Origin of the sequence: Caenispirillum bisanense, from assembly GCF_039523075.1 — a bacterium.
In the GTDB taxonomy this organism is placed as follows: domain Bacteria; phylum Pseudomonadota; class Alphaproteobacteria; order Rhodospirillales; family Rhodospirillaceae; genus Caenispirillum; species Caenispirillum bisanense.
Window position 1 is genome coordinate 42,912 of the sequence record NZ_BAAAEP010000005.1, and the last position, 24,222, is coordinate 67,133.

25 protein-coding genes are annotated in these 24,222 nt (G+C 69.7%); 21 read left to right on the forward strand and 4 right to left on the reverse strand.

The window, feature by feature from the left end; genetic code table 11:
* Window positions 1–345 precede the first annotated feature (345 nt).
* From ABD056_RS04315 to ABD056_RS04325, 3 genes are read right to left on the reverse strand one after another with little or no spacing between them, the layout of a single operon-like run.
* On the reverse strand, window positions 346–828 hold the full coding sequence (locus tag ABD056_RS04315; RefSeq protein ID WP_343864756.1) for a c-type cytochrome: 483 nt from the start codon (window positions 826–828) through the stop codon (window positions 346–348).
* Window positions 829–871: 43 nt separating this feature from the next.
* Window positions 872–2,263 carry an ABC1 kinase family protein gene (locus tag ABD056_RS04320; protein WP_343864758.1) on the reverse strand — a complete coding sequence of 464 codons (1,392 nt, stop codon included), beginning with the start codon at window positions 2,261–2,263 and terminating at the stop codon, window positions 872–874.
* Window positions 2,264–2,267: 4 nt separating this feature from the next.
* Window positions 2,268–4,067 carry a M3 family oligoendopeptidase gene (locus ABD056_RS04325; protein ID WP_343864759.1) on the reverse strand — a complete coding sequence of 600 codons (1,800 nt, stop codon included), beginning with the start codon at window positions 4,065–4,067 and terminating at the stop codon, window positions 2,268–2,270.
* Window positions 4,068–4,199: 132 nt separating this feature from the next.
* Between ABD056_RS04325 and ABD056_RS04330 the strand changes: the two genes are divergently transcribed.
* From ABD056_RS04330 to ABD056_RS04400, 15 genes are all read left to right on the forward strand, one after another.
* Window positions 4,200–6,008: an AMP-dependent synthetase/ligase gene (locus ABD056_RS04330; protein WP_343864761.1), complete on the forward strand. Its 1,809-nt coding sequence runs from the start codon at window positions 4,200–4,202 to the stop codon at window positions 6,006–6,008.
* Window positions 6,009–6,108: 100 nt separating this feature from the next.
* Window positions 6,109–6,306, forward strand: coding sequence for a hypothetical protein (locus ABD056_RS04335; RefSeq protein ID WP_343864763.1), 198 nt, complete (start codon window positions 6,109–6,111; stop codon window positions 6,304–6,306).
* A gap of 1 nt (window position 6,307) precedes the next feature.
* Complete coding sequence (locus ABD056_RS04340; RefSeq protein WP_343864765.1) at window positions 6,308–6,619, forward strand: hypothetical protein; 312 nt, start codon at window positions 6,308–6,310, stop codon at window positions 6,617–6,619.
* Window positions 6,620–6,888: 269 nt separating this feature from the next.
* Window positions 6,889–10,401: an indolepyruvate ferredoxin oxidoreductase family protein gene (locus ABD056_RS04345; protein WP_343864767.1), complete on the forward strand. Its 3,513-nt coding sequence runs from the start codon at window positions 6,889–6,891 to the stop codon at window positions 10,399–10,401.
* A gap of 180 nt (window positions 10,402–10,581) precedes the next feature.
* Window positions 10,582–11,127 carry a DUF3429 domain-containing protein gene (locus tag ABD056_RS04350; protein WP_343864769.1) on the forward strand — a complete coding sequence of 182 codons (546 nt, stop codon included), beginning with the start codon at window positions 10,582–10,584 and terminating at the stop codon, window positions 11,125–11,127.
* 30 nt (window positions 11,128–11,157) lie between these two features.
* Complete coding sequence (locus ABD056_RS04355) at window positions 11,158–11,574, forward strand: hypothetical protein (RefSeq protein ID WP_343864771.1); 417 nt, start codon at window positions 11,158–11,160, stop codon at window positions 11,572–11,574.
* Window positions 11,575–11,817: 243 nt separating this feature from the next.
* Window positions 11,818–12,228 carry a hypothetical protein gene (locus ABD056_RS04360; protein ID WP_343864773.1) on the forward strand — a complete coding sequence of 137 codons (411 nt, stop codon included), beginning with the start codon at window positions 11,818–11,820 and terminating at the stop codon, window positions 12,226–12,228.
* A 248-nt stretch (window positions 12,229–12,476) separates the two neighbouring features.
* Window positions 12,477–13,040, forward strand: coding sequence for an Hsp20/alpha crystallin family protein (locus ABD056_RS04365; protein WP_343864775.1), 564 nt, complete (start codon window positions 12,477–12,479; stop codon window positions 13,038–13,040).
* Between the two features lie 215 nt (window positions 13,041–13,255).
* Window positions 13,256–13,843, forward strand: a complete 588-nt coding sequence (locus ABD056_RS04370; RefSeq protein ID WP_343864777.1) for a hypothetical protein — start codon at window positions 13,256–13,258, stop codon at window positions 13,841–13,843.
* Window positions 13,844–13,932: 89 nt separating this feature from the next.
* Window positions 13,933–14,370, forward strand: coding sequence for a hypothetical protein (locus tag ABD056_RS04375; RefSeq protein WP_343864779.1), 438 nt, complete (start codon window positions 13,933–13,935; stop codon window positions 14,368–14,370).
* A 48-nt stretch (window positions 14,371–14,418) separates the two neighbouring features.
* Entirely contained in the window at window positions 14,419–15,264 is an 846-nt protein-coding gene (locus ABD056_RS04380; RefSeq protein ID WP_343864780.1) for a zinc metalloprotease HtpX, read from the forward strand.
* A gap of 119 nt (window positions 15,265–15,383) precedes the next feature.
* Window positions 15,384–16,802 (forward strand): ethanolamine ammonia-lyase subunit EutB, encoded by a 1,419-nt coding sequence (locus tag ABD056_RS04385; protein WP_343864782.1) that lies wholly within the window; start codon window positions 15,384–15,386, stop codon window positions 16,800–16,802.
* On the forward strand, window positions 16,799–17,581 hold the full coding sequence (gene eutC, locus ABD056_RS04390; protein ID WP_343864784.1) for an ethanolamine ammonia-lyase subunit EutC: 783 nt from the start codon (window positions 16,799–16,801) through the stop codon (window positions 17,579–17,581). The genes ABD056_RS04385 and eutC overlap by 4 nt, the downstream gene beginning before the upstream one ends.
* A gap of 30 nt (window positions 17,582–17,611) precedes the next feature.
* A complete protein-coding gene (locus ABD056_RS04395; RefSeq protein WP_343864786.1) occupies window positions 17,612–18,268 on the forward strand; it encodes an MEDS domain-containing protein in 657 nt (218 codons plus the stop codon).
* On the forward strand, window positions 18,261–18,710 hold the full coding sequence (locus tag ABD056_RS04400; RefSeq protein ID WP_343864788.1) for a hypothetical protein: 450 nt from the start codon (window positions 18,261–18,263) through the stop codon (window positions 18,708–18,710). Before ABD056_RS04395 ends, ABD056_RS04400 begins: the two co-directional genes overlap by 8 nt.
* Here ABD056_RS04400 and ABD056_RS04405 read toward each other — a convergent pair.
* Window positions 18,699–19,370 (reverse strand): response regulator transcription factor, encoded by a 672-nt coding sequence (locus ABD056_RS04405; RefSeq protein ID WP_343864790.1) that lies wholly within the window; start codon window positions 19,368–19,370, stop codon window positions 18,699–18,701. The genes ABD056_RS04400 and ABD056_RS04405 overlap by 12 nt on opposite strands.
* 183 nt (window positions 19,371–19,553) lie before the next feature.
* Here ABD056_RS04405 and ABD056_RS04410 point away from each other — a divergent pair, with 183 nt between their 5' ends.
* From ABD056_RS04410 to ABD056_RS04435, 6 genes are all read left to right on the forward strand, one after another.
* Window positions 19,554–20,900, forward strand: coding sequence for an NAD(P)/FAD-dependent oxidoreductase (locus ABD056_RS04410; protein WP_343864792.1), 1,347 nt, complete (start codon window positions 19,554–19,556; stop codon window positions 20,898–20,900).
* A 16-nt stretch (window positions 20,901–20,916) separates the two neighbouring features.
* Entirely contained in the window at window positions 20,917–21,270 is a 354-nt protein-coding gene (locus ABD056_RS04415; RefSeq protein ID WP_343864794.1) for a DUF5368 domain-containing protein, read from the forward strand.
* Window positions 21,271–21,596: 326 nt separating this feature from the next.
* Entirely contained in the window at window positions 21,597–22,409 is an 813-nt protein-coding gene (locus ABD056_RS04420; protein WP_343864796.1) for a MetQ/NlpA family ABC transporter substrate-binding protein, read from the forward strand.
* A gap of 167 nt (window positions 22,410–22,576) precedes the next feature.
* Window positions 22,577–22,969: a bacteriohemerythrin gene (locus tag ABD056_RS04425; protein WP_343864798.1), complete on the forward strand. Its 393-nt coding sequence runs from the start codon at window positions 22,577–22,579 to the stop codon at window positions 22,967–22,969.
* A gap of 110 nt (window positions 22,970–23,079) precedes the next feature.
* Window positions 23,080–23,733 (forward strand): ParA family partition ATPase, encoded by a 654-nt coding sequence (parA, locus tag ABD056_RS04430; protein ID WP_343864799.1) that lies wholly within the window; start codon window positions 23,080–23,082, stop codon window positions 23,731–23,733.
* A gap of 17 nt (window positions 23,734–23,750) precedes the next feature.
* Window positions 23,751–24,218, forward strand: a complete 468-nt coding sequence (locus ABD056_RS04435) for a CopD family protein (protein ID WP_343864801.1) — start codon at window positions 23,751–23,753, stop codon at window positions 24,216–24,218.
* The last annotated feature ends 4 nt before the right edge of the window (window positions 24,219–24,222 follow it).

The window sequence follows — 24,222 nt, forward strand, 5'->3', positions numbered from 1 at the left end:
AGCCGGCGATGAGCCTGCTCATTGCCGGCTGCACGGCGCGACCGCGCCGCGCGGCCCCTGCCGCGGGAGCCAAGCGCGCGATGAGCGCGCGCCCGGCGCGTGAGGGCTGAATCAGACTCAGCCGGCGATGAGCCTGCTCATTGCCGGCTGCACGGCGCGACCGCGCCGCGCGGCTTATGCCGCGTGAGCCAAGCGCGCGGTCAGCGCGCGCCCGGCGCGTGAGGGCCTAAATTAAAACGGCTTCCGATAGGTGCTTGCCGGCTGCACGGCGCGACCGCGCCGCGCGGCTTATGCCGCGTGAGCCAAGCGCGCGGTCAGCGCGCGCCCGGCGCGTGAGGGCCTAAATTAAAACGGCTTCCGATAGGTGCGGTGGCAGGCGCGGCAGGATAGCGCCACGTCCTTGAAGGCCCGGCGCAGGCCGTCCGCGTCCTCCACCAGCGAGGCGCGGTCGGCCAGGGCCTCGGCCGCCACGTTGGCATCGCGGGAGCGTTCGGCGAAGGCCTCGGGGTCTTCCCACACGTCCTTGGTGGCTTCCGATCCGGGGATCAGGCTGCCCTGAGGGAACTGGTGCGGGATCCTGGCGGTGTTGTCCTGGATGACGCCGGCCAGTTCGGCCACGCGGGCGGCGTCGAAGTTCTGGTTTTCCTCGATCATCGCCGCCAGTTCCTTCATTGCCCGGTTCATGGCCTTCATGGTGTCCTGGCGGGCGTTGACCACGGCGGCGATGTCGAGATACGTCGGCTGCTGCTGCTGCTGCGCCTGGGCAGGGGCGGCGGCGGCAACGGCGGTCAGGACGAGGGCGGAGGCGGCAAGCAGGCGCAGGCGCATCGACGGGTCCGGTCTGTGGCGGGGAACGGGAAAGGCGGCGCCGTCAGCCCTTGGCGACGGTCGCCTTGTCCTCTGCCACGGTCAGCCCGACGCTGTCCAGGGCTTTTCTCTGCCGCTCCGCCACCGCATCGACATCGAAATCGCCGATCAGGTCCTGGAACAGCCGGTACCAGTTCACATGCGCCTTCAGGTGCAGGAACACCGAGCCGAGGCCGATGGCGGCGCGATCCATGAGCACGAACTCGCGCGGCGGCTTCACCCCGCCCAGGCGGCGCAGGTCGGCGTGCACCTTCTCCGCCACCGAGCGGCCGTAGATGCCCGAGTTGGTGTCGGCGATGGCGCGCGGCTTGTCCTCCAGCAGCGGCGCATAGAGGAACCCCGCCCACTGGTTGAGGACGCCGATCATTTCCTTCGACAGGCCGGTGAAGCCCCAGGTCTCGTAGGCCTCCACCGCCAGCGCCTGATCGTCGTCGCGGATGGCGCGGTAAAGGTCGATGACGCCCTTCACGAACCGCGGCCGGAACACCCGCACGGCGCCGAAATCCAGCAGGTTGACGCTGTCGTCGGGGCGGACGCTGTAGTTGCCGAGGTGCGGGTCGCCGTGGATGACGCCGTAGCGGTAGAACGGCACGTACCACGCCCGCAGCATGTTCTGGGCGATGCGGTTGCGCTGCTCCTGGTCGGCTTCCTCCGCCACCTTCAGCAGCGGCCGGCCGTCAAGCCAGGTCATGCTCAGCAGGCGGCGGGTGGACAGGTCCTCCACCGGCTCGGGCACATGGACGTGCGGTTCGTCGGCCAGCATCAGGCCGTAGAGGCGCATGTTGCGGGCCTCGCGCCGGTAATCCAGTTCCTCCCGCAGGCGGTCGGCGATCTCGTCGTGGATGTCCGACGGGTCGATGGCGCGGTCATAGCGGCGGTAGATGCCGATGATGACCCGCAACTGCCGCAGGTCCGCCTCCACCACGGAATCCATGTCCGGGTACTGCAGCTTGCAGGCCAGCCGCCGGCCGTCGGGATGCACCGCCCGGTGAACCTGCCCGAGCGAGGCGGCGGCCGTCGCCTCGTGCTCGAACTCGGTGAAGCGACGCGGCCAGTCCGGCCCCAGTTCGGCCGTCATGCGGCGCTTGACGAACGGCCAGCCCATGTGCGGCGCGTTGGCCTGCAGCTGCGCCAGTTCCAGGGTGTACTCCTCGGGCAGGGCATCGGGGATGGTGGACATGATCTGCGCCACCTTCATGAGCGGCCCCTTCAGGCCGCCCAGCGCCGCCCGCAGGTCGGACGCATGCTGCGCCTTGTCGATCTTGATGCCAAGGAAGCGTTCCCCCGCCAGCCGGGCGGCGAGGCCGCTGACGGCGGTGCCCACTTCGGCATAGCGGCGGATGCGGCCGCCGAAGCGCCGCTCGCCACCCGCCTCGTCCCGAGGAGTATCGGCCATGGTGTCAGGATACCTCTTCCAGTTCATCAATGAAGCCGGACACCACCGACAGCCCCCGCTTCCAGAACTGCGGGTCGGAGGCATCGAGCCCGAACGGCGCCAGCAGCTCGCGGTGGGTCTTGGTGCCGCCGGCGCGCAGAAGCTCCAGGTAGCGGGCCTGGAACTCGGGCGCACCGTCCTGGTAGACGGCATAGAGGGCGTTCACCAGGCAGTCGCCGAAGGCATAGGCGTAGACGTAGAACGGCGAGTGGATGAAGTGCGGAATATAGGCCCAGTAAGCCGCGTATTCGTCGTCGAAGCGGAATGCCGGGCCGAGGCTGTCCTGCTGGCACTGCATCCAGATTTCGCCCAGCCGTTCCGTCGACAGTTCGCCCTTGCGGCGCTCGTCGTGGACCTGCCGCTCGAACTCGTGGAAGGCGATCTGCCGCACCACGGTGTTGAGCATGTCCTCCACCTTGCTCGCCAGCATGACGCGGCGGCGCTTGGGGTCGGTTTCGGCATCGACCATGGCGCGGAAGGTCATCATCTCGCCGAACACGCTGGCGGTTTCAGCGAGCGTCAGCGGCGTCGCCGACAGCAGCGGCCCCTGCTCGCCGGCCAGGATCTGGTGGCAGCCGTGGCCCAGTTCGTGCGCCAGGGTCATGACGTCGCGGCCGCGGCCCATGTAGTTGAGCAGCAGGTAGGGGTGGGCGCTCGGCACCACCGGATGGGCGAAGGCGCCCGATGCCTTGCCGGGGCGGGCGGGCACGTCGATCCACGGGTTGTCGAAGAAGCGGCGGCCGACCGCCGCCAGGTCCGGCGAGAACCGCTCGTAGGCGCCAAGCACGATCTTCACCGCCTCGTCCCACGAATACTGGCGGTCGGCATCGTCGGGCAGCGGCGCGTTGCGGTCCCAGTAATCCAGCTTGTCGACACCCATCCACTTCGCCTTGAGGGCGTAGTAGCGGTGGCTGAGGCTGCCGAAGCTGTCCTTCACCGCCGTCACCAGGGCGTCCACCACCTCATCCTCCACCTGGTTGGCGAGGTTGCGGGCCGACACCGGGCGGTCGTACTTGCGCCAGCGGTCCTCGATCTCCTTGTCCTTGGCCAGCGTGTTGGTGATGAGGCCGAACAGGCGGCCGTTGTCCTGCAGCACCTTGCCCATGGCCTTGGCAGCGGCCTTGCGCTTGGCGGGGTCGCGGCTGGACAGGCGGTCGGTCACCTGGGTGATGGTCAGCTCCTCGCCGTCCACCGGGAAGCGCAACGATGCCATGGTTTCGTCGAACAGCCGCACGAAGGCGCTGCGGCCGGCGACGTCCTTGTCGTGCAGCATCTTTTCCAGCTCGTCGGACAGCTGGTGGGCGCGGAAGGCACGGACGTCGCGAATCCACGGCGCATAGCGGGCGGCGGCGGGGTCGGCCAGCATGGCGGCCAGGGCGTCGTCGTCGATGCGGTTGATCTCCAGGGTGAAGAAGATCATGTGCGAGGAGATCTCGGTGCCGCGCTCCTGGATGTCCTGGTAGAAGCGGCCGATTTCCGGGTTGGCGACGTCGCCCGCGTGCAGCAGCTGCGCGTAGCTGTAGATCTTGTGCAGCGTTTCGGTGATGCGCTCGTACTCGGCGATGGCCTCGCCCAGGGCGGCGCCGTCCAGCGCGGCGATGCGGCCGGCCCAGCGCTCTTCGAAGGCGCGGGCCAGGTCGCCGGTGCGGGTCAGGTCCGCCTCCAGCTCCGGCGAGCGCGGCCCCGGATACAGGTCGGACAGGTCCCAAACCGGCAGGTCCTGGGCGACGGTGGGGGCGGCGGCAGCGGCGGCGGCGTCGGTCATCTGGTAGGCTCCCTGGAGGTCGGAGAATGCGAGCGCGATATGGGTATCAGTTGCAGCGTGAGCAAGAAAATTGCCATAAGCGTATCTAACGTATAAGAGCCCGCAAACAGGGCGCACAAGCGGAGGAAACACGTGACTGCGACCGGCGGCCGCGCCATCGACTTCGAGACGGCAACCACCCTGCCCCGCGTCTTCTACGAACAGGCCGCCGCATTGGATGAGCGGCCGTTCCTGTGGCGCAAGACCGACAACGCCTGGCACCCGCTTTCGTGGCGGGAGGTGGCGGCGCGGGTGGACGCTCTGGCCAACGGCCTCGCCGCCCAGGGCATCGGCCCCGGCGACCGGGTGATGATCGTCGCCGAGAACCGGCCGGAATGGCTGATCGCCGACGTGGCGATCATGGTGCTGGGGGCCATGACGGTGCCCGCCTACACCACCAACACGGTGGCCGATCACCTGCATGTGCTGAACGACTCCGAGGCCAAGGCGGTCATCGTCTCCACCCGGCAGCTGGCCAAGCGGGTGTTCGGCGCCGCCGGGCAGGCGCGCATCCCGCCGCTGGTGGTCACCATGGACGACCAGGCGCTGGCGCAGAATCCGGGCGTCGAGACCATCACCTGGGACGGGCTGCTCGCGGTCGGCGCCGACCAGCCGCGGCCGGCGCGGTGGGAGACGGCCTCGGCCGACGACGTCGCCTGCATCATCTACACCTCCGGCACCGGCGGCGCGCCCAAGGGGGTGATGCTGTCCCACCGCAACATCCTGACCAACTGCATGGGCGCGTTCGACGTGCTCGAAACCCTCGGCCTGGGGGACGAGGTGTTCCTGTCGTTCCTGCCGCTGTCGCATTCCTACGAGCACTCGGCGGGCCAGTTCTTCCCCATGACCATCGGCGCCCAGATCTATTACGCCGAGGGCATCGACAAGCTGTCGGACAATTTCCAGGAAGTCCGCCCGACCATCACCACCGCCGTGCCGCGCCTGTATGAATTCATGCGCGGCCGCATCCTGCGGGTGATGGAGAAGGAGGAAGGGCTGAAGAAGACGTTGTTCTTCAAGGCCCTGGAACTGGGCGGCAAGCGCCACGAAGGCTGCCGCCTGGGACTGTGGGAGCGGATGCTCAACTGGCTGCTCGACCGGCTGGTGCGGCGCAAGGTGGCGGGGCGGTTCGGCGGCCGGCTGAAGGCGCTGGTGTCCGGCGGGGCGCCGCTCAACTATGACGTCGGTCTGTTCTTCATGGCGCTGAAGGTGCCCATCCTGCAGGGCTACGGCCAGACTGAGGCGGCGCCGGTGATCAGCGTCAACCGCCCCGGCAAGGTGCGGCTGGAAAGCGTCGGCCCGCCGCTGAAGGGGGTGGAGGTGCGCTTCGCCGACGATGGCGAGATCCTGGTGCGCGGGCCGCTGGTCATGCGCGGTTACTGGAACGACCACGCCGCCACCGCCCGCGCCATCGACGGCGACGGCTGGCTGCACACCGGCGACATCGGCCACCTGGACGACGACGGCAACATCGTCATCACCGACCGCAAGAAGGACATCATCGTCAACTCCGGCGGCGACAACGTGGCGCCGCAGCGGGTGGAAGGCTTCCTGACCCTGGAGGCGGAAATCGCCCAGGCCATGGTCTACGGCGACCGCCGGCCGCACCTGGTCGCCCTGCTGGTGCCCGACCCGGACTGGGTGAAGGTCTGGGCCCGCAAGCACGAGCGCGACCCCGCCGACCTGGCCATCCACGCCGAGCCGGAGTTCCTGGCCGCCATGGATGCCGCCGTCGGCCGGGTCAACCGCAACCTGTCGAACATCGAGAAGATCCGCCGCTTCTGCGTGGCGCCGGAGCCCTTCACGGTTGAGAACGGTATGCTCACCCCGACCCTGAAGATCCGCCGCCACGTCATCCGCGCCGCCTATGGCGAGATGCTGGACGGGCTGTACGAGAAATAGCGGCGGCGGGGCGGCCTCAGGCGAACAGGCGCGAGCCCGCATTGACAGCGGGGCGGGATGGTGTATCTGATACCCGTAGTACGTTCATGAGGATGAGAGCATGAGCAACCGCCAGCTTGACCGCTTTGCGTCCTGGACCCGGCTGATCGGCGGGGGCTGCGTGCTGGGCGTGGCGCTGGTGGGGATCGTCACCGGGTTCCTCGGGATCGACACCACCGAAGCCATTGACTGGGCGTCCGCTGCCCTGGGTGGTATTGGTGCGGCCGTCGCCATCAAGACGCTGCACCTCGTCGGCTGACATGAGCTTCGACGGGAACCCGCTCGACATCGGGATATTCCTCTTCGCCATTCTGGTCGCCGCCACCCGGTCGGCTGTCCTTGTCGGGCTGCACGGAAAGGCGTGTCTGTCGAGCAAGACCGTCACCAATGACATCCTGAATGCGACCTCGCTGGTCCCCTTCGTGTTCATGATCGGCGCCATCTTCTCCAGCGACATCCTGAAGCTCGCCCTGGAGACGCAGAAGGTCTACATGGCCATCGGCGGTGCCATCGGGGCGGTTGCAGTGCTGAGCGCACTCCTCAAGGTGCCGCGGGCCGCCGACTCCGCCTGATCGCGGCATTCGCCCGCAGCCCTTGCTCCGGCGCCTCGGACCCATCGTTGCGCCGCGGGCGCCGGTGCGTGCGCACCATTGCTTGCACGCCCGCCTCTGTCGACCGATCCTTTCCTTAGCGCGCCGGTCGGCGATTCCCCATTGTAGGTCACGTTTCCTGCCATTAAATATTCTTTCATCGCCTGCCCGGCTCGCACCGGCCCGCGGGCGCGCACAGGGACCAACGCAAGGGCGGCGGCAGAACCGTCCTGGCACTCGGGAGACACCGCATGACCTTCCTCGCCAACGTCACGCTGGACGACAAGTACACCCTGTCGTCAGGGCGCATCTACATTACCGGCATTCAGGCGCTCGCCCGCCTGCCGATGATGCAGCGGGAGCGCGATCAGGCGGCGGGGCTGAACACCGCCGGCTTCATCTCCGGCTATCGCGGCAGCCCCATCGGCGGCCTCGACAAGGAACTGTGGAAGGCGCGCGAGCACCTGAAGCGCCACAACATCCACTTCCAGCCCGGCGTCAACGAGGATCTGGCCGCCACCGCCGTGTGGGGCAGCCAGCAGGTCAACCTGTTCCCCGGCGCCAAGTACGACGGCGTGTTCGGCATGTGGTACGGCAAGGGTCCGGGCGTCGACCGCTCCGGCGACGTGCTGCGCCACGCCAACATGGCCGGCACCGCCAAGAACGGCGGCGTGCTGCTGCTGGCCGGCGACGATCACGCCGCCAAGTCGTCGACGGTCGCCTACCAGACCGAATACGCCTTCATGGACTTCATGATGCCGGTGCTGGCGCCGGCCAACGTGCAGGAAATCGTCGACTACGGCGTGCTCGGCTGGGCCATGTCGCGCTATTCCGGCTGCTGGGTGGCGTTCAAGGCGCTGGGCGAGGTCCTCGACAGCTCCGCCTCCATCGCCGTCGACCCGCACCGCATCGACGTGAAGATCCCGACCGACTTCGAGATGCCGGCCGGCGGCCTGCACATCCGCTGGCCCGATGCCGTGCTGGAGCAGGAACACCGCCTCATGAAGCACAAGCTTTATGCGGCGCTCGCCTTCGCCCGCGCCAACGGCCTGAACCGGGTGGTGATGGACAGCCCGACCCCGCGCCTGGGCATCGTCACCACCGGCAAGAGCTACCTGGACGTCCGCCAGGCCCTGCACGACCTCGGCATCGACGAGCGCAAGGCGGCCGAAATCGGCATCCGCGTCTACAAGGTCGGCATGCCCTGGCCGCTGGAGCGCGAAGGCGTGCGCGAGTTCGCCCAGGGGCTGGAGGAAATCCTCGTCATCGAGGAAAAGCGCGCGCTGATCGAGAACCAGCTGAAGGAACAGCTGTACAACTGGCGGGAGGACGTGCGCCCCCGCGTGGTCGGCAAGTTCGACGAAAACCGCACCTGGATCCTGCCCTCCAACGGCGAGCTGACCCCGGCCCGCATCGCCCGCGTCATCGCCGAGCGGCTGGCCCAGTTCTACACCGCGCCGTCCATCCAGCAGCGGCTGGAGTGGCTGGAGGCCAAGGAGCGCAGCCTGGAAACGCCGGTCAGCCCGATCAAGCGCGTGCCCTATTTCTGCGCCGGCTGCCCGCACAACACCTCCACCAAGGTGCCGGAAGGCAGCCGCGCCGTAGCCGGCATCGGCTGCCATTACATGGTCACCTGGATGGACCGCTCCACCTCCACCTTCACCCACATGGGCGGCGAAGGCGTGCCGTGGATCGGCCAGATGCCGTTCACCGAGGAAAAGCACATCTTCGCCAACCTGGGCGACGGCACCTATTTCCACTCCGGCATCCTGGCAGTGCGAGCCTCCGTCGCCGCCAAGGCCAACATCACCTACAAGCTGCTGTACAACGACGCCGTCGCCATGACCGGCGGCCAGCCGGTGGACGGCACCCTGACGCCGTGGCAGATCACCCAGCAGCTGGCGGCCGAGGGCGTGCGCCGCATCGTCGTGGTCGCCGACGACCCGAACAAGTACCCCATCGGCACCCCCTGGGCGGAGGGCGTCACCTTCCGCCACCGCGACGACCTGGAGGCAGTGCAGAAGGAACTGCGCGAGGTGGAGGGCGTCACCCTGCTCCTCTACGATCAGACCTGCGCCGCCGAGAAGCGCCGCCGCCGCAAGCGCGGCAAGATGCACGATCCCGACAAGCGCGTGTTCGTCAACGAGCTGGTGTGCGAAGGCTGCGGCGACTGCGGCGTGCAGTCCAACTGCGTGGCGGTGCAGCCGGTGGAGACCGAATTCGGCCGCAAGCGCACCATCGACCAGTCGTCGTGCAACAAGGACTTCTCGTGCCTGAAGGGCTTCTGCCCCAGCTTCGTGACCGTCGAGGGCGCCAAGGTGCGCAAGAAGACGCCGGAAGGCGTCGGCAAGGACGCCGGCGGTTCCGACGGCTTCGGGCCGCTGCCCATGCCCGTGCTGCCGGCCCATGACGAGCCCTACGGCATCGTCATCACCGGCATCGGCGGCACCGGCGTCGTCACCATCGGCGCCCTGCTCGGCATGGCCGGGCACCTGGAGGGCAAGGGCGTCTCCGTGCTCGACCAGATCGGGCTGGCGCAGAAGAACGGCGCCGTCGTCACCCACGTGCAGATCGCCGAAAGCCCGTCGCGCCTCTACGCCAGCCGCATCGCCGCCGGCAACGCCAACCTGGTGCTCGGCTGCGACATGCTGACCGCCGGCACCTTCGACGTGCTGGGCAAGACGCGCGCCGCCTTCACCCGCGCCGTCATCAACGACCACGAAACCATGACGGCCGACTTCACCGGCAAGCCGGACATCGCCTTCCCGCGCAGCCAGGTGCGCCATGCCCTGGCCGAGGCGGTGGGGGCGGAGGCGGCCAGCTTCGTCGATGCCACCCGCATCGCCACGGCGCTGATGGGCGACAGCATCGCCACCAACCTGTTCATGGTCGGCTACGCCTGGCAGAAGGGCCTGATCCCGCTGACCCTGGAAAGCATCGAGAAGGCCATCGAGCTGAACGGCGTCGCCATCAAGGCCAACCTGACCGCCCTGCTGTGGGGCCGCCGTTACGCGGTGGCGCCGGAGACGGTGGAAGCCATGGTCGACCGCTCGGCCGACACCGCCGCCTCCTCGCCGCTGGCCCACCGCCGCCTGTCGGAAACCTTCGAGGAGATGGTCGCCCGCCGGGTGGAGTTCCTCACCGGCTACCAGAACGCCGCCTATGCCGCCCGCTTCAAGGGCCTGGTCGACCGCGCCGTGCAGGCGGAAAAGACCCGCACCCCCGGCCTGACCGGCTTTGCCGAGGCGGTGGCCAAGAGCGCCTTCAAGCTGATGGCCTACAAGGACGAGTACGAGGTCGCCCGCCTCTACACCGACGGCCGCTTCCACGCCGCCCTGAAGGACCAGTTCGAGGGCGAGTCGCTGAAGCTGACCTTCCACCTGGCGCCGCCGCTGCTCGGCAACCGCGACGAGTCCGGCCGCCTGCGCAAGACCACCTTCGGCCCGTGGATGATGGGCGCCTTCCGCACCCTGGCGAAGCTGAAGGGCCTGCGCGGCTCGGCGCTGGACGTCTTCGGCTACACGGCGGAACGCAAGCTGCAGCGCCGCCTGATCGGCGAGTTCGAGACGGTGGCGGCGGAACTGTGCGACGGCCTGCGCCCCGACACCCACGCCCTGGCGACCGAGATCGCCGCCCTGCCGCTGAAGATGCGCGGCTTCGGGCACGTGCTGGAGCGCAACGTGGAGGAACAGAAGGCCCGCGAGACGGAGCTTCTGAAGGCCTTCCGCCAGCCGCAGCAGGCGCCGCGGGCGGCCGCCGAGTAAGCTGCGCCGACGCACCGACGACTGCCACGGCCGGTACCCTCAGGGGTGCCGGCCGTGGTCGTTCGGAGGGCGGGGTTGCGGGCGGCGATCCTGCCGCCCACCTGGAACGTATGGAAGGGGAGAGCATCGCACCGCACCCGGCCGCCGCACCGACGGCCGCCGCAGCAGGAGAGGCCGCCCATGTCCGCCACCAGCCCCGCCGCCCTGCCCGGCGCCGATCCGCAGCAGACGCACCGCCGCCTGGCGCGCACGGCCGCCGTGCTCGGCTTCGCCGGGCTGATCCCGTTCTATGTCGGCGCGGCCGGGGTGTGGATGGCCCGCCACCCCTTCGACGTCATGGCCCACAAGGCGCAGATCACCTATGGCGCCGTCATCCTCGCCTTCCTCGGCGCCGTCCACTGGGGACTGGTGCTGCGCATGCCCTACGGCGTGCCGCGGCTGATGCTGGTGTGGGGGGTGGTGCCGCCGCTGGTCGGGTGGGCGGCGCTGGCCTTCAGCGCGCCGCTGTCGCACGCCATCATGATGCTCGGTTTCCTCGCCGCCTTCGCCGCCGATCACCGAGCGGCACTGTCGGGTTTGACGCCGCCGTGGTACGGTCGTCTGCGTCTGGTCCTGACCACCCTGGTGCTGCTGGCGCTGGCGCTGTCGGGGCTGCGGTTCATGGCCTATCCGCTGTTCGACGCCTTCCATCTGGTGCCGGCGGCAAGCGAGGCCATCGCCATCTGACCACCGATAAAAACTGACAGCGGAGGAAGGATGTTCACACCCAAATACGCCGGCAACCTGACGCTCGCCGCGGTGTTCTTCGTGGCCATCGTCATCATCCAGCTGGTGCAGGGGGCCGCCACCGCCCTGCCCAGCGGCGTCGACAACCTGCTGACCCTGCTCGCCATCCTGTCGGCCGTCGGCATCGTCTACTTCGGCAGCGTCGCCGCCGTGCGCGGCCAGCCGGCCATCGACTGGTCCGACGAAACCGGCCAGCGGCTGCATCCGGGGGTGAAGGCCGGGCTGCGGACCCTGGGCGTGGTCGGCGTCGGCCTGGGCGGCATCGCCTTCTACATCGCCATCTACCTCTTCCAGTGGCCGCTGATCATCGTGCCGATGGTGTTGCTGGCGGTGATTGGCCTGGCCGTCATCGTGTATCTGACCGCCGGCAAGCACGTCAGCACCTGACCCTTCATTCACCCACTTCTTTTGCGGACTTGTGGCAGAAGGGGCAATTGCTTGCAGCGATTGCCCCTTTTCCATTTGTGGAATAGCAGAGTCTTGTTGTCGATTATGCCGCACCCATGCTATGGGCACCCCGCGCAACGGCGGTGCAGCATGGGCGTCCCTCCTCCCCTCCCCCGGGGATTTCGCCCGCATCGTCCGCCCTGCGCCCGACCGTGATTGCTCGACGCAGAGGACCGCTTCCCGATGTTCACCGCACGTTATGCCGGCAACTGGGTCATGAGCCTGACCTTCGTCGTTGCCGCTGCAGCCACCTGGGGCCTGCCGCAGCTGATCGGCGCCGGCGATGCCACCGTCTTCCTCGGCCAGCTGGTCGCCGCCATGGCCCTGGCTGGCGTGGTGGTGCTGGCGCTCAATGCCGTTCTCGGCAAGCCGCCGCTGTTCGACTGGACCGACCACACCGGCACCCGCCTGCACCCGCGCGCCGTCACCGCCTTCAAGGGCCTCGGCATGCTGGCCCTGTGCCTGGCGTTCCTGCTCGGCCACGTCTCCATCTTCGTGTTCGGCCTGTACGGCATCCTCTACTTCGGCCTGTTCATGGTGGTGGTGCTGATGAGCTGGATCATCTACATCACCGCCTGCAAGCACATCGTCTGACGGCCGCCGCCGCCGCGGCGCGTCATCAGCCGGACGAAGGGGCGGAGCATCCGCCCCTTTTTCTTTTGCGGCCTTGGGCCGGCAGGCGTATAATTCTTCCTTGACGGTGGATGTGGTTCCACCGCCGGCTGCCGCCAGGACGCGGCAGCGGTTCACTTCGGGGACGGGTAGATGCGGCGTATCGACGCCTCCCAGTCCGGAAGGCTCCGACGCCGGTAATCCGCCTCCCACAGCGATGGGAGGACGCCATGCTCGACCTGAGAAGCTTGGTTCCGTGGGCGGGACGCCATGCGGCGCCTGTCGCGCGGGATGCCGACCCTGTCACCGCCATGCGGCGGGACATGGAGCGGCTGTTTGAGGAGACCTTCGGCCGGATGACGGCCGGCACCGCCACCACCATGGTCGTGCCGCGCATGGACGTCCAGGAAACCCCCACGCACCTGATGGTGACGATGGAACTGCCGGGGGTCGCCGAGAACGACGTCACCATCGAAGTCGCTGGTGACCTGCTGACGATCAAGGGCGAAAAGAAGGAGGAACATGAGACCAGTGATGAGGGCCGTCACCTCGTCGAGCGGTCTTATGGCGGCTTTGCCCGCACCGTCCGCCTGCCGTATGTGACCAAGGCCGCCGAGGCCGAAGCCACGTTCGACAAGGGCGTGCTGACGATCCGCCTGCCGAAGCCCGCCGAGGCACAGGCTGAGCCCACCCGTATCGCTATCAAGGCGGCGGCGCCGTCGCAGGCGACCGAGCCTGTGGCGCCCATGTCGGCCGATGCCGTTGCGCAGGATGCGCCGGAGAAGGCCGCCTGACACCGCCCGCCTGTTGACATCGTGAACGCTGCACCGGACGGCGCGGGCCCTGATCGGCCCGCCCCGCCTCTTTCCGCTGCATTGACAACAGCTTCTTCTCCGCCGATATCAGGGTCATCGGTGGCCGTTCCGGCACCGTGGCGTGCCGGCCCCGCCACAGGGGAGGCGACGCCTTGTTCCTGACCGGGTATCGCTTCATGCGGAGGATACTTGCGATGACCGCACCCGACGTCCCCTCGCCCGCCGCCGCGGCTCCGGCCGCCGCCGCCGTCCGCGCAGCCGGCCCCGTCCACCCGCCCGTCCAGGCGGTGGAGGCCCTCATCGACACCATGGTCGGCAAGGCCGCCCAGCACGGCGCCAGCAGCGCCGACGTGGCCCACGGCATTGTCGCCGCCCTCGCCTCCTTGCGCGAAACCTTCGCCACCCAGGGCGGCTATGCCGCCATGCGCTCCTTCGACGATGCCCTGCGCACCCACCTGCTCGCCCACGGGCTGGAGCAGCGGCGCAGCCTTGGCCGCGAGCCGGCGCGCATCCGCACCCTGCCGGCCGCCGGTGCGCACGCCGCCCGCGCCGCCGCCATCCTGCGCGATGCCGTCACCACCGGCCTGCTGCTGAACATCTGGGGACCGGGCAACCTGCTGCTGCAGGTGGCCGCCGGGCGCCTGCTGGTGCGGCTGGTGGAGCGCCTGGACGGCGCCCTGCCGGCGTGGGAGGCGCTGGAGGAATGGCTGGCGGTGGATGCCGACCGTGCGCTGGTCGCCGAACCCGGCCCCGGCCCGTTTCCCGCCGGCCGCCTGCAATAAGCGTTGAACGCCCCGCTGGCGGCCCCAGATTCCAGGAAGGCGGAGGCCTCTCCGGTTCCCCGCCGCCCTGCCACAGAAGGAACGCTCCCATGGCCCACGATCGCGGCCCGTTCTTCCGCTCCGAACGCGGCGACGACGGCGGCGACGACCGCCCGCGCCGCTGGTCGCGCCGGCCGCCGCAGGATGACGACGGCCGCATCGACCTGTCGGACCCGGTCGCCCGCGACCGCCACAACCGGCGCGCCCTGCTGGGGGCGGGGCTTGGCATCGCCATCGCCTTCCTCATCGCCTCCATCATGCCGCAGCCGCTGGTGATGGCGGCGTTCCGCGAGATCCTGTTCTTCGGCTCCATGGGCGTCGGGCTGATCTCGGCCTTCCGGCGCGAGCCGATCCTGGCGGCGCCGGTGTTCACCGGCTGGGACCGGGCCGCCATCATGATGCTGGTGGCGCAGATTTCCGGCGCCTTCATCGACCACGAGGCGGTCGAGGCCTATCTGCAGCAGGTGCAGGACACCGGCCGCTTCTGACCCGACCCGCCTGACCGCTCCCCGGCGGAAGCAAGGGAGGCCGCCGCCATGGCCTGGATGCGCGCCCTGACGCACGGTGATGCGCTGCTGTCGCTGGCCGGCATGATCGCCGTGCTGGCGCTGACCGGCTGGCTGATCGCCGGGCCGGACGGGCTGCTGGTGACCCTGGCGGTGGCGGTGGCGACGGTGGCCATGGCGGCGACGGTGCCGCCGGCCGTCGCCATGCGGCTCATTGGCGCCCGGCCGGTGCATCCGCAGCAGGCGCCCGGCCTCTACACCCTGCTGGTGGAGCTGTCCGACGCCGCCGGACTGGCAGCGCCGCCGGTGCTGTATCGCCTGCCCGGCGGCAGCGTCACCGCGCTGTCGGTGGGCGACTGCCGCCGCGCCGCCATCGCCCTGTCCGACGGCATGACCATGGTGATGGACCGGCGCGAGCTGCGCGGCGTGCTCGCCCATGAAGTGGCGCACGTGGCGGCGGCCGACACCGCGCTGATGACCCTGGCGGCGGTGCTCGGCCGGGTGGTTCACACGCTCGCCTTCTTCGGGGTGATGGCCGCCATCCTGGTGGTGCTGTTCACCGCCGCGCCGGTGCCGCCGTGGCTGGTGCTGGCCATCGCCGCCGCACCCTGGGCGGCCACCCTGCTCCACCTGTCGCTGTCGCGGCGGCGGGAGTTTGCCGCCGATGCCGAAGCCGCGCGCCTCACCGGCGACCCGCAGGGGCTCGCCCTCGCCCTGGTGAAGCTGGAGACCCTGCCGCGCGGCGGGCTCGCCCGTCTGCTGCGGCCGGCGGGGCGGTCGGCCGGCGGCTGGCTGCGCACCCATCCGCCCACCCGCGCCCGCATCGAGCGGCTGGTCGGGCCCATCGCCGACCGGGTGCGGCCCCTATACCCCTAATCCCTGCCCATATTTGCGGCAGTGCAAAAGACTGCCCGCGCCGGCAGCAATCCCTCTTTCCCGACCGCCCTTCTGCGCTACACTGGCGGCACAGAGGACACGGAAGGAGCACCGCCGCCATGGCCTTCGCCCAGTCCATCGGCCATACCACCTACCGCTTCGCCGACCTGCGGCAGCTGCTCGCCAAGGCGACGCCGCGCCGTTCCGGCGACGAGCTGGCCGGGGTGGCGGCGGCCAGCGAGGCGGAGCGGGTGGCGGCCCGGCTGGCGCTCGCCGACCTGCCGCTCACCCGCCTGCTGACCGAGCCGGTGGTGCCCTATGAACAGGACTCCGTCACCCGCCTGATCTGCGACGGCCACGATGCCGTCGCCTTCGCGCCGCTGGCGGCCCTGACGGTGGGCGAGTTCCGCGACTGGCTGCTGTCCGACGCCGCCGACGAGGCGGCGCTGCGGGCGGTTGCGCCCGGCCTGACGCCGGAGATGGCGGCGGCGGTCAGCAAGATCATGCGCAACCAGGATCTGGTGGCGGTGGCGCGCAAGTGCCGGGTGGTCACCGCCTTCCGCACCACCATCGGCCTGCCCGGCCGGCTGGCGGTGCGGCTGCAGCCCAACCACCCGACCGACGATGCCGAGGGCATCGCCGCCTCCATCCTCGACGGGCTGATGTATGGCTGCGGCGATGCGGTCATCGGCATCAACCCGGCCACCGACAGCCCCGCCGCCATGGTGCGCCTGCTGCGGCTGATCGACGACATCCGCCAGCGCTACGACATCCCCACCCAATCCTGCGTGCTGGCCCATGTGACCACCGCCATGGAGGTGATGGCCGCCGGGGCGCCGGTGGACCTGGTGTTCCAGTCCATCGCCGGGACGGAGAAGGCCAACGACAGCTTCGGCATCACCCTGCCCATGCTGGGCGAGGCGCGCGAGCAGGCGCTGGCGCTCGGGCGCGGCACCGTCGGCGACAACGTGATGTACTTCGAAACCGGCCAGGGCAGCGCCCTTTCCGCCGATGCCCACTGGGGCTGCGACCAGCAGACCATTGAGGCGCGCGCCTATGCCGTCGCCCGCGCCTTCAAGCCGCTGCTGACCAACACCGTGGTCGGCTTCATCGGGCCGGAATACCTCTACGACGGCAAGCAGATCATCCGCGCCGGGCTGGAAGACCACTTCTGCGCCAAGCTGCTGGGCGTGCCCATGGGGGTGGACGTCTGCTACACCAACCACTGCGAGGCCGATCAGGACGACATGGACGTGCTGCTGACCCTGCTGGGGGCTGCGGGTGTCAACTTCGTCATGGGGGTGCCGGGGGCCGACGACATCATGCTGAACTACCAGAGCACCAGCTTCCACGATGCGCTCTACGTCCGCTCCACCCTCGGCCTGCGGCCAGCGCCGGAGTTCGAGGCCTGGCTGCACCGCATGGAAATCGCCGACCGCCTCGGCCGCGTGCGCCCGGCCCTGACGGCGGCGCAACGGCTGCTGCCGGCCACGGCGACGGCGGATGCGGCGGGCGACCGCGGGGAGGACGTGGCATGACCGGCGACGAGCCCTGGGCCTTCCTGCGCCGCCACACCGCCGCCCGCATCGCCATGGGCCGCGCCGGCGACGGCCTGCCGACGGCGCCGCTGCTGCGCTTCCAGGCGGCCTGGGCGGAGGCCCGCGACAGCCTCAAGAGCAGCCTTGATGCCGGCGGCCGCGCCGCCGCCCTGGCGCCGCTGGGCCTGCCGGTGGAGACGGTGCGGTCGCAGGCCGCCGACGGCGCCGAGTACCTGAAGCGCCCCGACCTCGGCCGCCGGCTGCACCCCGACGATGCGGCGCGGCTGCCGCGCGGCGACTGGGATGCGGTGTTCGTCATCGCCGACGGCCTGTCGGTGCGGGCGGTGGAAGGCCATGCGGCGGCGGTGGTGGCGGCGGCCCTGAAGCGCCTCGGCGGCTGGCGCATCGCGCCGCTGGTGGTGGCGCAGCGGGCGCGGGTGGCGCTTGCCGACGATGTCGGCGCCGCCCTCGGCGCCCGCCTGACCGTCATCCTCATCGGCGAGCGGCCGGGCCTGTCGAGCCCCGACAGCCTGGGCGCCTACATCACCTGCAACCCCGCCCCCGGCCGCCAGAACAGCGACCGCAACTGCATCTCCAACATCCGGCCGGAGGGTCTGGCGCCGGAGGCCGCCGCCTTCAAGCTGGCGTGGCTAATGGCGGAGGCGCGCCGCCTCGGCCTCACCGGCGTCGGCCTGAAGGATGCCGCCCCCGACCTGCTGCCGCCGGCCCCGGCGGCCCAAGAGCCCCCTTCCGTCCCGCCCCCGGCCGTGCCACATTAGAGTCCTCTACAGAATGTCTCGGAACCAATCATGATCGAGCAGGGACCGCTCAATCTGGAGTCCATCGGACCCGGAACGCACGTCTGCTTCATCTACGACAGCGCCGACCAGCGCCTGGATGCCATCGGCCGCATCATGGCCGGGGTGCTGCGGGGCGGAGGTTCGACGGCCTATTTCGCGTGGGAGAGCGACCTCGACCTCATCCGCAATCATCTGCGGCTGCGCGGCGTGCCGGTCCACCTGCTGGACGAGCCGACCTTCACCGTCGAGCCGGCGGCCGAGGTCTATACCGCCGGCCGACGGTTCGACAAGGACCGCATGCTCGGCCTGCTGCGCCAGGGCTACGACCGCATGCGGACCCAGGTGAACGGCACCGTCTTCTTTACGGGCGAGATGGAATGGTCGCGCCAACCGGAACTGACCGGCGTCGACCAGCTGGTGGCCTATGAGCAGGCGGTCAACGACGTCATCCGCACCCACCCCTTCAGCGCCATCTGCCAGTACGACGCCCGCGCCTTCGATGGCGACCTGCTGTTCCGCATCGTCAAGGCCCACCCGCTGATGCTGGTGCGCAACCAGATCCTCGCCAACCCCTACTACGTGCCGGCCGCCGCCTCCGAGGACGGGCACGGGCATGAGCACGACCACGCCTGCGGCTGCGGACATCAGGCGCACGGCCATGCCTGACGTGGCCTCGCGTCTGCTGATGCTGGCGGTGATGCTGCGCTCGCTGCCCGGCCGCACGCAGTTCGAGACCTTCGCCGCCGCCGCCCTGGCCGAGGTGCCGGGCGTCGCCGAGGCGCGTGTCACCGCCCTGCCCCTGCTCGACCGGCCGCAGCTGGCGGCGGGATGGAAGCGGCTGGATCTGGTGTCGGGGTGCGAGACCTTCGGCTTCGTCGACCTGCGGCTCGACGACGCCGCCGCCTTTGCCCCCCATGCCGGCGACGTGCAGAACCTGATCAACCTGCTGGCCCACGAGATGGAGCGCCGCGCCACCCTCGCCTGCCTGCAGGAAGCGCACGAGGCGCTGGCCCGCCGCCATGAAGACCTGGAACGGCGCATGGAGGAAGGCGAGCCCGCCGCCCTTGCCGCCGCGCCGGCCAGCCGCGCCCGGCTGTCATCGGTCTGACGGTCCCGGCGGCACGGGCGGCACCGGCCCGGCGTCCGCCGCCGCATCGCCGAGCGCCAGCAGCATCCGGGTCAGGTCGGCGACCGAGGCCGCCGCCATCTTCTCCATCACGTTATGCCGGTGGACCTCGACCGTCTTCAGCGAGATGTCAAGGTCGTGGGCGATGCGCTTGTTCATCTGCCCGCCGGCCACCAGCCGCATGACCTGCCGTTCCCGCGGTGTCAGGGTCTGCCAGCGCGCCAGCACCGCCTGACGCTGCGCCCGGTCCTCCAGCAGCACCCGATGATGCGCCACCGCCGCCCGGATGCGGTCGAGCATGATGCCGTCGTCGAAGGGCTTCTCGATGAAGTCGAAGGCGCCGGCCTTCAGCGCCCGCACCGCCATGGGCACGTCGCCGTGGCCGGTCATGAACACGATGGGGGCCGCAGCGCCGCGGCGGCGCAATTCCTCCTGCAGCTCCATCCCGGTCATGCCCGGCATGCGCACGTCGAGCAGGATGCAGCACGGCCGCGCCTCGCTGAACGCCCGCAGGAAGCTGTCGGCGGAGGGATGCGCCTCCACCTCCAGGTCGGCGGACCGGATGAGCCAGCACAGCGAATCGCGCAGCGCGGCGTCGTCGTCAACCACGTAAACAAGGGGCGATGCGGGGGCGGTCGTCATGGTCCAGTTCTACCGCAAGGCGCAGGACGACGCCACGGTTGCCGCCGCAGCGGGCATTTCCGCCCCGCCACCAAGGGCTTACGCCGGGCCGCCAATCCCGCCGCTCTAGAGGCTTGAAAATTAGCGTGAGCTAATTCACTCTTGTCGCATATAGAAAAGTCTGGGGCAGGGAGTTCAGGACGCATGACCACTTTCGAGAAACCGCCGTTCCCCGTCGACGGGCCGCTCAGCCGCCGCAATCTGCTGAAGCTGGGGGCGGCCGGCGCGGCGCTGGCGGCGCTGCCGGCGACCGCACCGGAGGCGCAGGCGCAGACGGTGAAGAGCAGCGCCCGCATCGTCGTCGCCGGTGCCGGCGCCGCCGGCCTCGCCACCGCCTCCCGCCTCATGCGGCAGCTGGACGGCGCCAAGGTGACCATCGTCGATGCCCGCAAGGAACACTTCTACCAGCCGGGCTTCACCCTGGTCGCCGGCGGCCTGAAGCCGGCCGGCTACGTCACCTCCACCACCGCCGAATATCTGCCGAAGGGCATCGAGTGGATCGAGGAACGGGTGGCCGAGTTCGACCCCGAGGCCAATACCGTCACCACCGAAAGCGGCAAGAAGCTGCCCTACGACTACCTGGTGGTGGCGACCGGCCTGCACCTGGATTACGACTCCATCCAGGGCATGGACACCACCCGCATCGGCCAGGACGGCCTTGGCAGCATCTACCACAGCCCGGCCGGCGCCGCCGCCACCTGGCAGGCCATGTCCCGGTTCGCCGACGAGGGCGGGCGCGGCCTGTTCCTGCGCCCCAACACCGAGATGAAGTGCGCCGGCGCGCCGCTGAAGTACACCTTCATCACCGACGACTACCTGCGCCGCCGCGGCAACCGCGGCAAGGCGGAACTCACCTACGCCGCCAACAACAAGGTGCTGTTCAGCGTGCCCATCGTGGCGGAAAAGGTGCGCATGCTCTACCGCGAGCGCGGCGTGAAGGTACAGTACGAGCACGTCATGACCGCCATCGACCTCGGCCGCAAGGTCGCCACCTTCAAGACCCCCGAGGGCGAGGCGGAAATCCCCTACGACTTCATCAACGTGGTGCCGCCCATGCGGGCGCCCATGGCGGTGCGCAACAGCCCGCTCGGCTGGCAGGAAGGCCCGTTTGCCGCCGACGGCTGGATGGAGGTGGACAAGGCCACCCTGCGCCACAAGCGCTATGCCAACGTCTTCGGCGTCGGCGACATCGCCGGCGTGCCCAAGGGCAAGACGGCGGCCAGCGTGAAGTGGCAGGTGCCGGTGGCGCTCGATCACCTGATCGCCGACCTGGGCGGACCGAAGGCGACCAGCGTCTACGACGGCTATACCTCCTGCCCGCTGATCACCCAGCTCGGCCGCGCCATGCTGGTGGAATTCGACTACGACAACAACCTGGTGCCGTCGTTCCCCGGGGTCATCGCGCCGCTGGAAGAACTGTGGATCACCTGGGTGATGAAGACCATGGCGCTGAAGCCGACCTACATTTCCATGCTGCGCGGCCGCGCCTGAGGGGGAGGACACTGCAATGAAGGATCTTGATCTCGCCGTGCTGGTGTCGGTCTTCCTGGAGATGATGGGACCGCTGTTCTGGTTCCTGCTGCTGCTCGGCCTTGCCGGCCTGATCGGCTTTGCGGTGGTGCTGATGCGCGAAGGCCGCATCGACAGCCGCCGCCTGATCCGGTCGGAGGTCATCGGCCTCGCCGGTGGCGTCATGGCGCTGGTGCTGATGGCCTGGGTCACCGTCTCCGGCTTCACCGATGCCGGCGGCCCGGTGGACTGGCTGCTGATCGGCATCATCTGGGGCATCGGCCTTGCCGGCACCACCATCCTCGCCTACGCCGTCCAGGGCCTGCTGGCCGGCAAGCGGCCGAAGGCCTGAGGCTTCAGGGACACCCTGCTCCCTGCCTTGCCGGCGCTGCGGTCCGCCGCGGCGCCGGTCTCTTTTTGCATGCAGGGAATGTGATTTGCATCTCATTCATACCTGCCATGTGCGTGAAATGCTGGCGGCGGTCGCTGCCTTTGGCCTATGACGGCATGTGCCGCCACGGCAGCGCCGATTTGATCTTCAGATTGCGGGCGCTCAACAAATCCAGCTAAAGCCGAAGCAGGTCCCGTTCGTCGACCGCCCGGCCCTTTGCTGTGGCGGTTTTTTGCTGTTCCGGCGCCCGTCCGGGCGTTGCAGACGACCGACCGAGGAGACCACGCATGTTCACCCTGTCCGCCCTTCGTCCCCTGGCCGCCGCCGTGGCCCTGGCTGCCGTCGTCGGCCTGGGTGCCGGCACCGCCGCCGCCCAGGACAAGACCTCCATCCGCATCGGCGTCACCCCCGGCAGCCACGAGGAAGTGATGGAAGTGGTGCGCGACGTCGCCCGCGAGAAGGGCCTGACCATCGAGATCGTGCCCTTCAGCGACTACGTGCTGCCCAACACCGCCCTGGCCGACGGCGACCTGGACGCCAACAGCTTCCAGCACCAGCCCTACCTGGACCAGCAGGTGAAGGATCGCGGCTTCACCCTTGTTTCGGTGGCGAAAAACTTCGTCGAGCCCATGGGCATCTATTCCCGCTCGGTGCAGAGCCTCGACGCCCTGCCCGAGGGTGCCCAGATCGCCATTCCCAACGATCCGACCAACGGCGGCCGCGCCCTGCTGCTGCTGGCGGCCCAGAACGTCATCGGCCTGAAGGACGGCGTCGGCCTGACCCCGAGCCCGCTCGACATCACCGAGAACCCGAAGAAGCTGCGCTTCACGGAAGTGGATGCCGCCCAGCTGCCGCGGGTGCTGCCCGATGTCGCCGCCGCCGCCATCAACACCAACTACGCCCTGGAAGCCGGCCTCAACCCGCTGAAGGACGCGGTGGTGATCGAGGAAGCCGACAGCCCCTATGCCAATATCGTGGTGGTGCGCGGGGATAACGCCGATGCCGCCTGGGTGAAGACGCTGGTCGAGTCCTACCACACCGATACCGTGCGGGCCTTCATCCTGGAGCGGTTCCAGGGCGCCGTCGTCCCCGCCTTCTGAGGCGCCATCGCCCGCCTGCGGCACTCCTGCAATGGCCCGGTGCCCGCCCTGACGGCACCGGGCCATTTTGCCCTCGACAAAGATGTGGATTTTCTACATCTTCAACCCAGGCACCCGCAGAGGCGCCGCGAGGGCGGGAGGCGTCCCCAACGCCGGGGGACAGCACCATGCAGTGGACCGATGATCTGATGGTCGGGGTGGGCTTCATCGACGCCGACCACGAAGAGTTCGTGCACCAGCTCAATGCCGCCATCGCCGCCGACGACGCGGCCTTCCCCGCCGCCTTCGCGGCGCTGGCGGAGCACACCCGCGCCCACTTCGCCCGCGAGGAAGTGCTGATGGACGAGACCGGCTTCTTCGCCACCGCCATCCACAAGGGCGAACACCGCCGCGTGCTGGCGGAGGTGGAGCACTTCGCCGACCACCTCGCCCGCGGCAACCTTGCCTTCGTGCGCGCCTATGTGGCCGAACGCCTGCCCGACTGGTTCCTGCAGCACCGCAACACCATGGACCAGGCCACCGCCGCCTTTGCCATGCAGCGGGGCTGGCAGGGCGAATAGGGCCGGTCGTCCTCCCCCTCCCGGCGGGGGCGGTGCAGAAGCGCTTGCAAAAACCCTGCGGTTCTCTAGCCTCACCAAAGCCAGAGACACCAGCCGGGGGACACGCCAGCATGGCCGCGACCGTCATCACCATCGCCCAGCAGAAAGGCGGCGCCGGCAAGACGACGCTGGCCGCCCAGCTTGCCGTGGCGCTGTCGGACGGCGGCCGCCGCAGCATCGCCCTGGTCGACATCGACCCCCAGGGCAGCCTCAGCCGCTGGTTCGCCGTGCGGCAGGAGCGTCTGGGCGAGGAGGCGGGCGGCCTGCGGCTGTCGGGCATTGCCGGCTGGCGCCTGTCGACCGAACTCGACCGCCTGCGCAACAGCGTCGACGTGGTGATCGTCGATACCCCGCCGCACGCCGAGACCGAGGCCAAGGCCGCCATCCGCGCCGCCGGCGTGCTGCTGGTGCCGGTGCAGCCCTCGCCCATGGACCTGTGGGCCACCCAGCCGACCCTGGAGGCCGCCCGCAAGGAAAAGACGCCGGCCCGGCTGGTGCTCAACCGCATGCCGCCGCGCGGCAATCTGGTCGACACCATCGTGGCGGAGGTGGAAAAGCTCGACCTGCCGGTCACCGAGGCCCGCCTCGGCAACCGCGTCGCCTTCGCCGCCAGCATGATGGACGGCCTCGGCGTGCTGGAAACCGCCGGCCGCAGTCAGGCGGCGCAGGAAATGCGGGCGCTTGCCGAGGAAGTGATCGCCATCGCCGCCGCCGGCGGGCGCTGACGGAGCGCCCTGCCCCCATGCACCAGATCGCCATCGCCCTGCACCTGCTGGCCGTGGTCGCCTGGAGCGGCGGCCTGTTCTTCCTGGTCGTGCTGCTGCCCCCCACCCTGGCCACCCTGGAGCCGGCGGACCGTCATGCCCTGTGGGCGCGCCTGCTGCCGCGCTTCTTCACCGTCGCCTGGATCGCCGCCGCCGTGGCGCTGGCGAGCGGCTTCTCGCTGCTGTTCAGCCTCTACGGCGGCTTTGCCGTGGCGGGAATGCACGTGCATGTGATGTCCGGCCTCGGCCTGCTGATGACCGCCCTGCTGGCCTGGACCTACGCCCGCCCGCTCAAGCGCTTCGAGGAAGCGGAGGAAGCGGCCGACACCACCGCCGCCCAGGCCGCCCTCGCCGCCGTGCTGCGCTGGCAGGGCGTGACGCTGGCCCTGGCGGTGGCCGCCCTGGTGGCCGGCGGCGTCGGCGCCTACATCGGCTTCGGTGGGTAGTTGC

Bases quoted from the DNA above. Each gene is read 5' to 3' on its own strand.
- ABD056_RS04315 (WP_343864756.1), bottom strand. From the start codon at position 828: ATGCGCCTGCGCCTGCTTGCCGCCTCCGCCCTCGTCCTGACCGCCGTT.
- ABD056_RS04320 (WP_343864758.1), bottom strand. From the start codon at position 2,263: ATGGCCGATACTCCTCGGGACGAGGCGGGTGGCGAGCGGCGCTTCGGC.
- ABD056_RS04325 (WP_343864759.1), bottom strand. From the start codon at position 4,067: ATGACCGACGCCGCCGCCGCTGCCGCCGCCCCCACCGTCGCCCAGGAC.
- ABD056_RS04335 (WP_343864763.1), top strand. From the start codon at position 6,109: ATGAGCAACCGCCAGCTTGACCGCTTTGCGTCCTGGACCCGGCTGATC.
- ABD056_RS04340 (WP_343864765.1), top strand. From the start codon at position 6,308: ATGAGCTTCGACGGGAACCCGCTCGACATCGGGATATTCCTCTTCGCC.
- ABD056_RS04345 (WP_343864767.1), top strand. From the start codon at position 6,889: ATGACCTTCCTCGCCAACGTCACGCTGGACGACAAGTACACCCTGTCG.
- ABD056_RS04350 (WP_343864769.1), top strand. From the start codon at position 10,582: ATGTCCGCCACCAGCCCCGCCGCCCTGCCCGGCGCCGATCCGCAGCAG.
- ABD056_RS04355 (WP_343864771.1), top strand. From the start codon at position 11,158: ATGTTCACACCCAAATACGCCGGCAACCTGACGCTCGCCGCGGTGTTC.
- ABD056_RS04360 (WP_343864773.1), top strand. From the start codon at position 11,818: ATGTTCACCGCACGTTATGCCGGCAACTGGGTCATGAGCCTGACCTTC.
- ABD056_RS04365 (WP_343864775.1), top strand. From the start codon at position 12,477: ATGCTCGACCTGAGAAGCTTGGTTCCGTGGGCGGGACGCCATGCGGCG.
- ABD056_RS04370 (WP_343864777.1), top strand. From the start codon at position 13,256: ATGACCGCACCCGACGTCCCCTCGCCCGCCGCCGCGGCTCCGGCCGCC.
- ABD056_RS04375 (WP_343864779.1), top strand. From the start codon at position 13,933: ATGGCCCACGATCGCGGCCCGTTCTTCCGCTCCGAACGCGGCGACGAC.
- ABD056_RS04380 (WP_343864780.1), top strand. From the start codon at position 14,419: ATGGCCTGGATGCGCGCCCTGACGCACGGTGATGCGCTGCTGTCGCTG.
- ABD056_RS04385 (WP_343864782.1), top strand. From the start codon at position 15,384: ATGGCCTTCGCCCAGTCCATCGGCCATACCACCTACCGCTTCGCCGAC.
- eutC (WP_343864784.1), top strand. From the start codon at position 16,799: ATGACCGGCGACGAGCCCTGGGCCTTCCTGCGCCGCCACACCGCCGCC.
- ABD056_RS04395 (WP_343864786.1), top strand. From the start codon at position 17,612: ATGATCGAGCAGGGACCGCTCAATCTGGAGTCCATCGGACCCGGAACG.
- ABD056_RS04400 (WP_343864788.1), top strand. From the start codon at position 18,261: ATGCCTGACGTGGCCTCGCGTCTGCTGATGCTGGCGGTGATGCTGCGC.
- ABD056_RS04405 (WP_343864790.1), bottom strand. From the start codon at position 19,370: ATGACGACCGCCCCCGCATCGCCCCTTGTTTACGTGGTTGACGACGAC.
- ABD056_RS04410 (WP_343864792.1), top strand. From the start codon at position 19,554: ATGACCACTTTCGAGAAACCGCCGTTCCCCGTCGACGGGCCGCTCAGC.
- ABD056_RS04415 (WP_343864794.1), top strand. From the start codon at position 20,917: ATGAAGGATCTTGATCTCGCCGTGCTGGTGTCGGTCTTCCTGGAGATG.
- ABD056_RS04420 (WP_343864796.1), top strand. From the start codon at position 21,597: ATGTTCACCCTGTCCGCCCTTCGTCCCCTGGCCGCCGCCGTGGCCCTG.
- ABD056_RS04425 (WP_343864798.1), top strand. From the start codon at position 22,577: ATGCAGTGGACCGATGATCTGATGGTCGGGGTGGGCTTCATCGACGCC.
- parA (WP_343864799.1), top strand. From the start codon at position 23,080: ATGGCCGCGACCGTCATCACCATCGCCCAGCAGAAAGGCGGCGCCGGC.
- ABD056_RS04435 (WP_343864801.1), top strand. From the start codon at position 23,751: ATGCACCAGATCGCCATCGCCCTGCACCTGCTGGCCGTGGTCGCCTGG.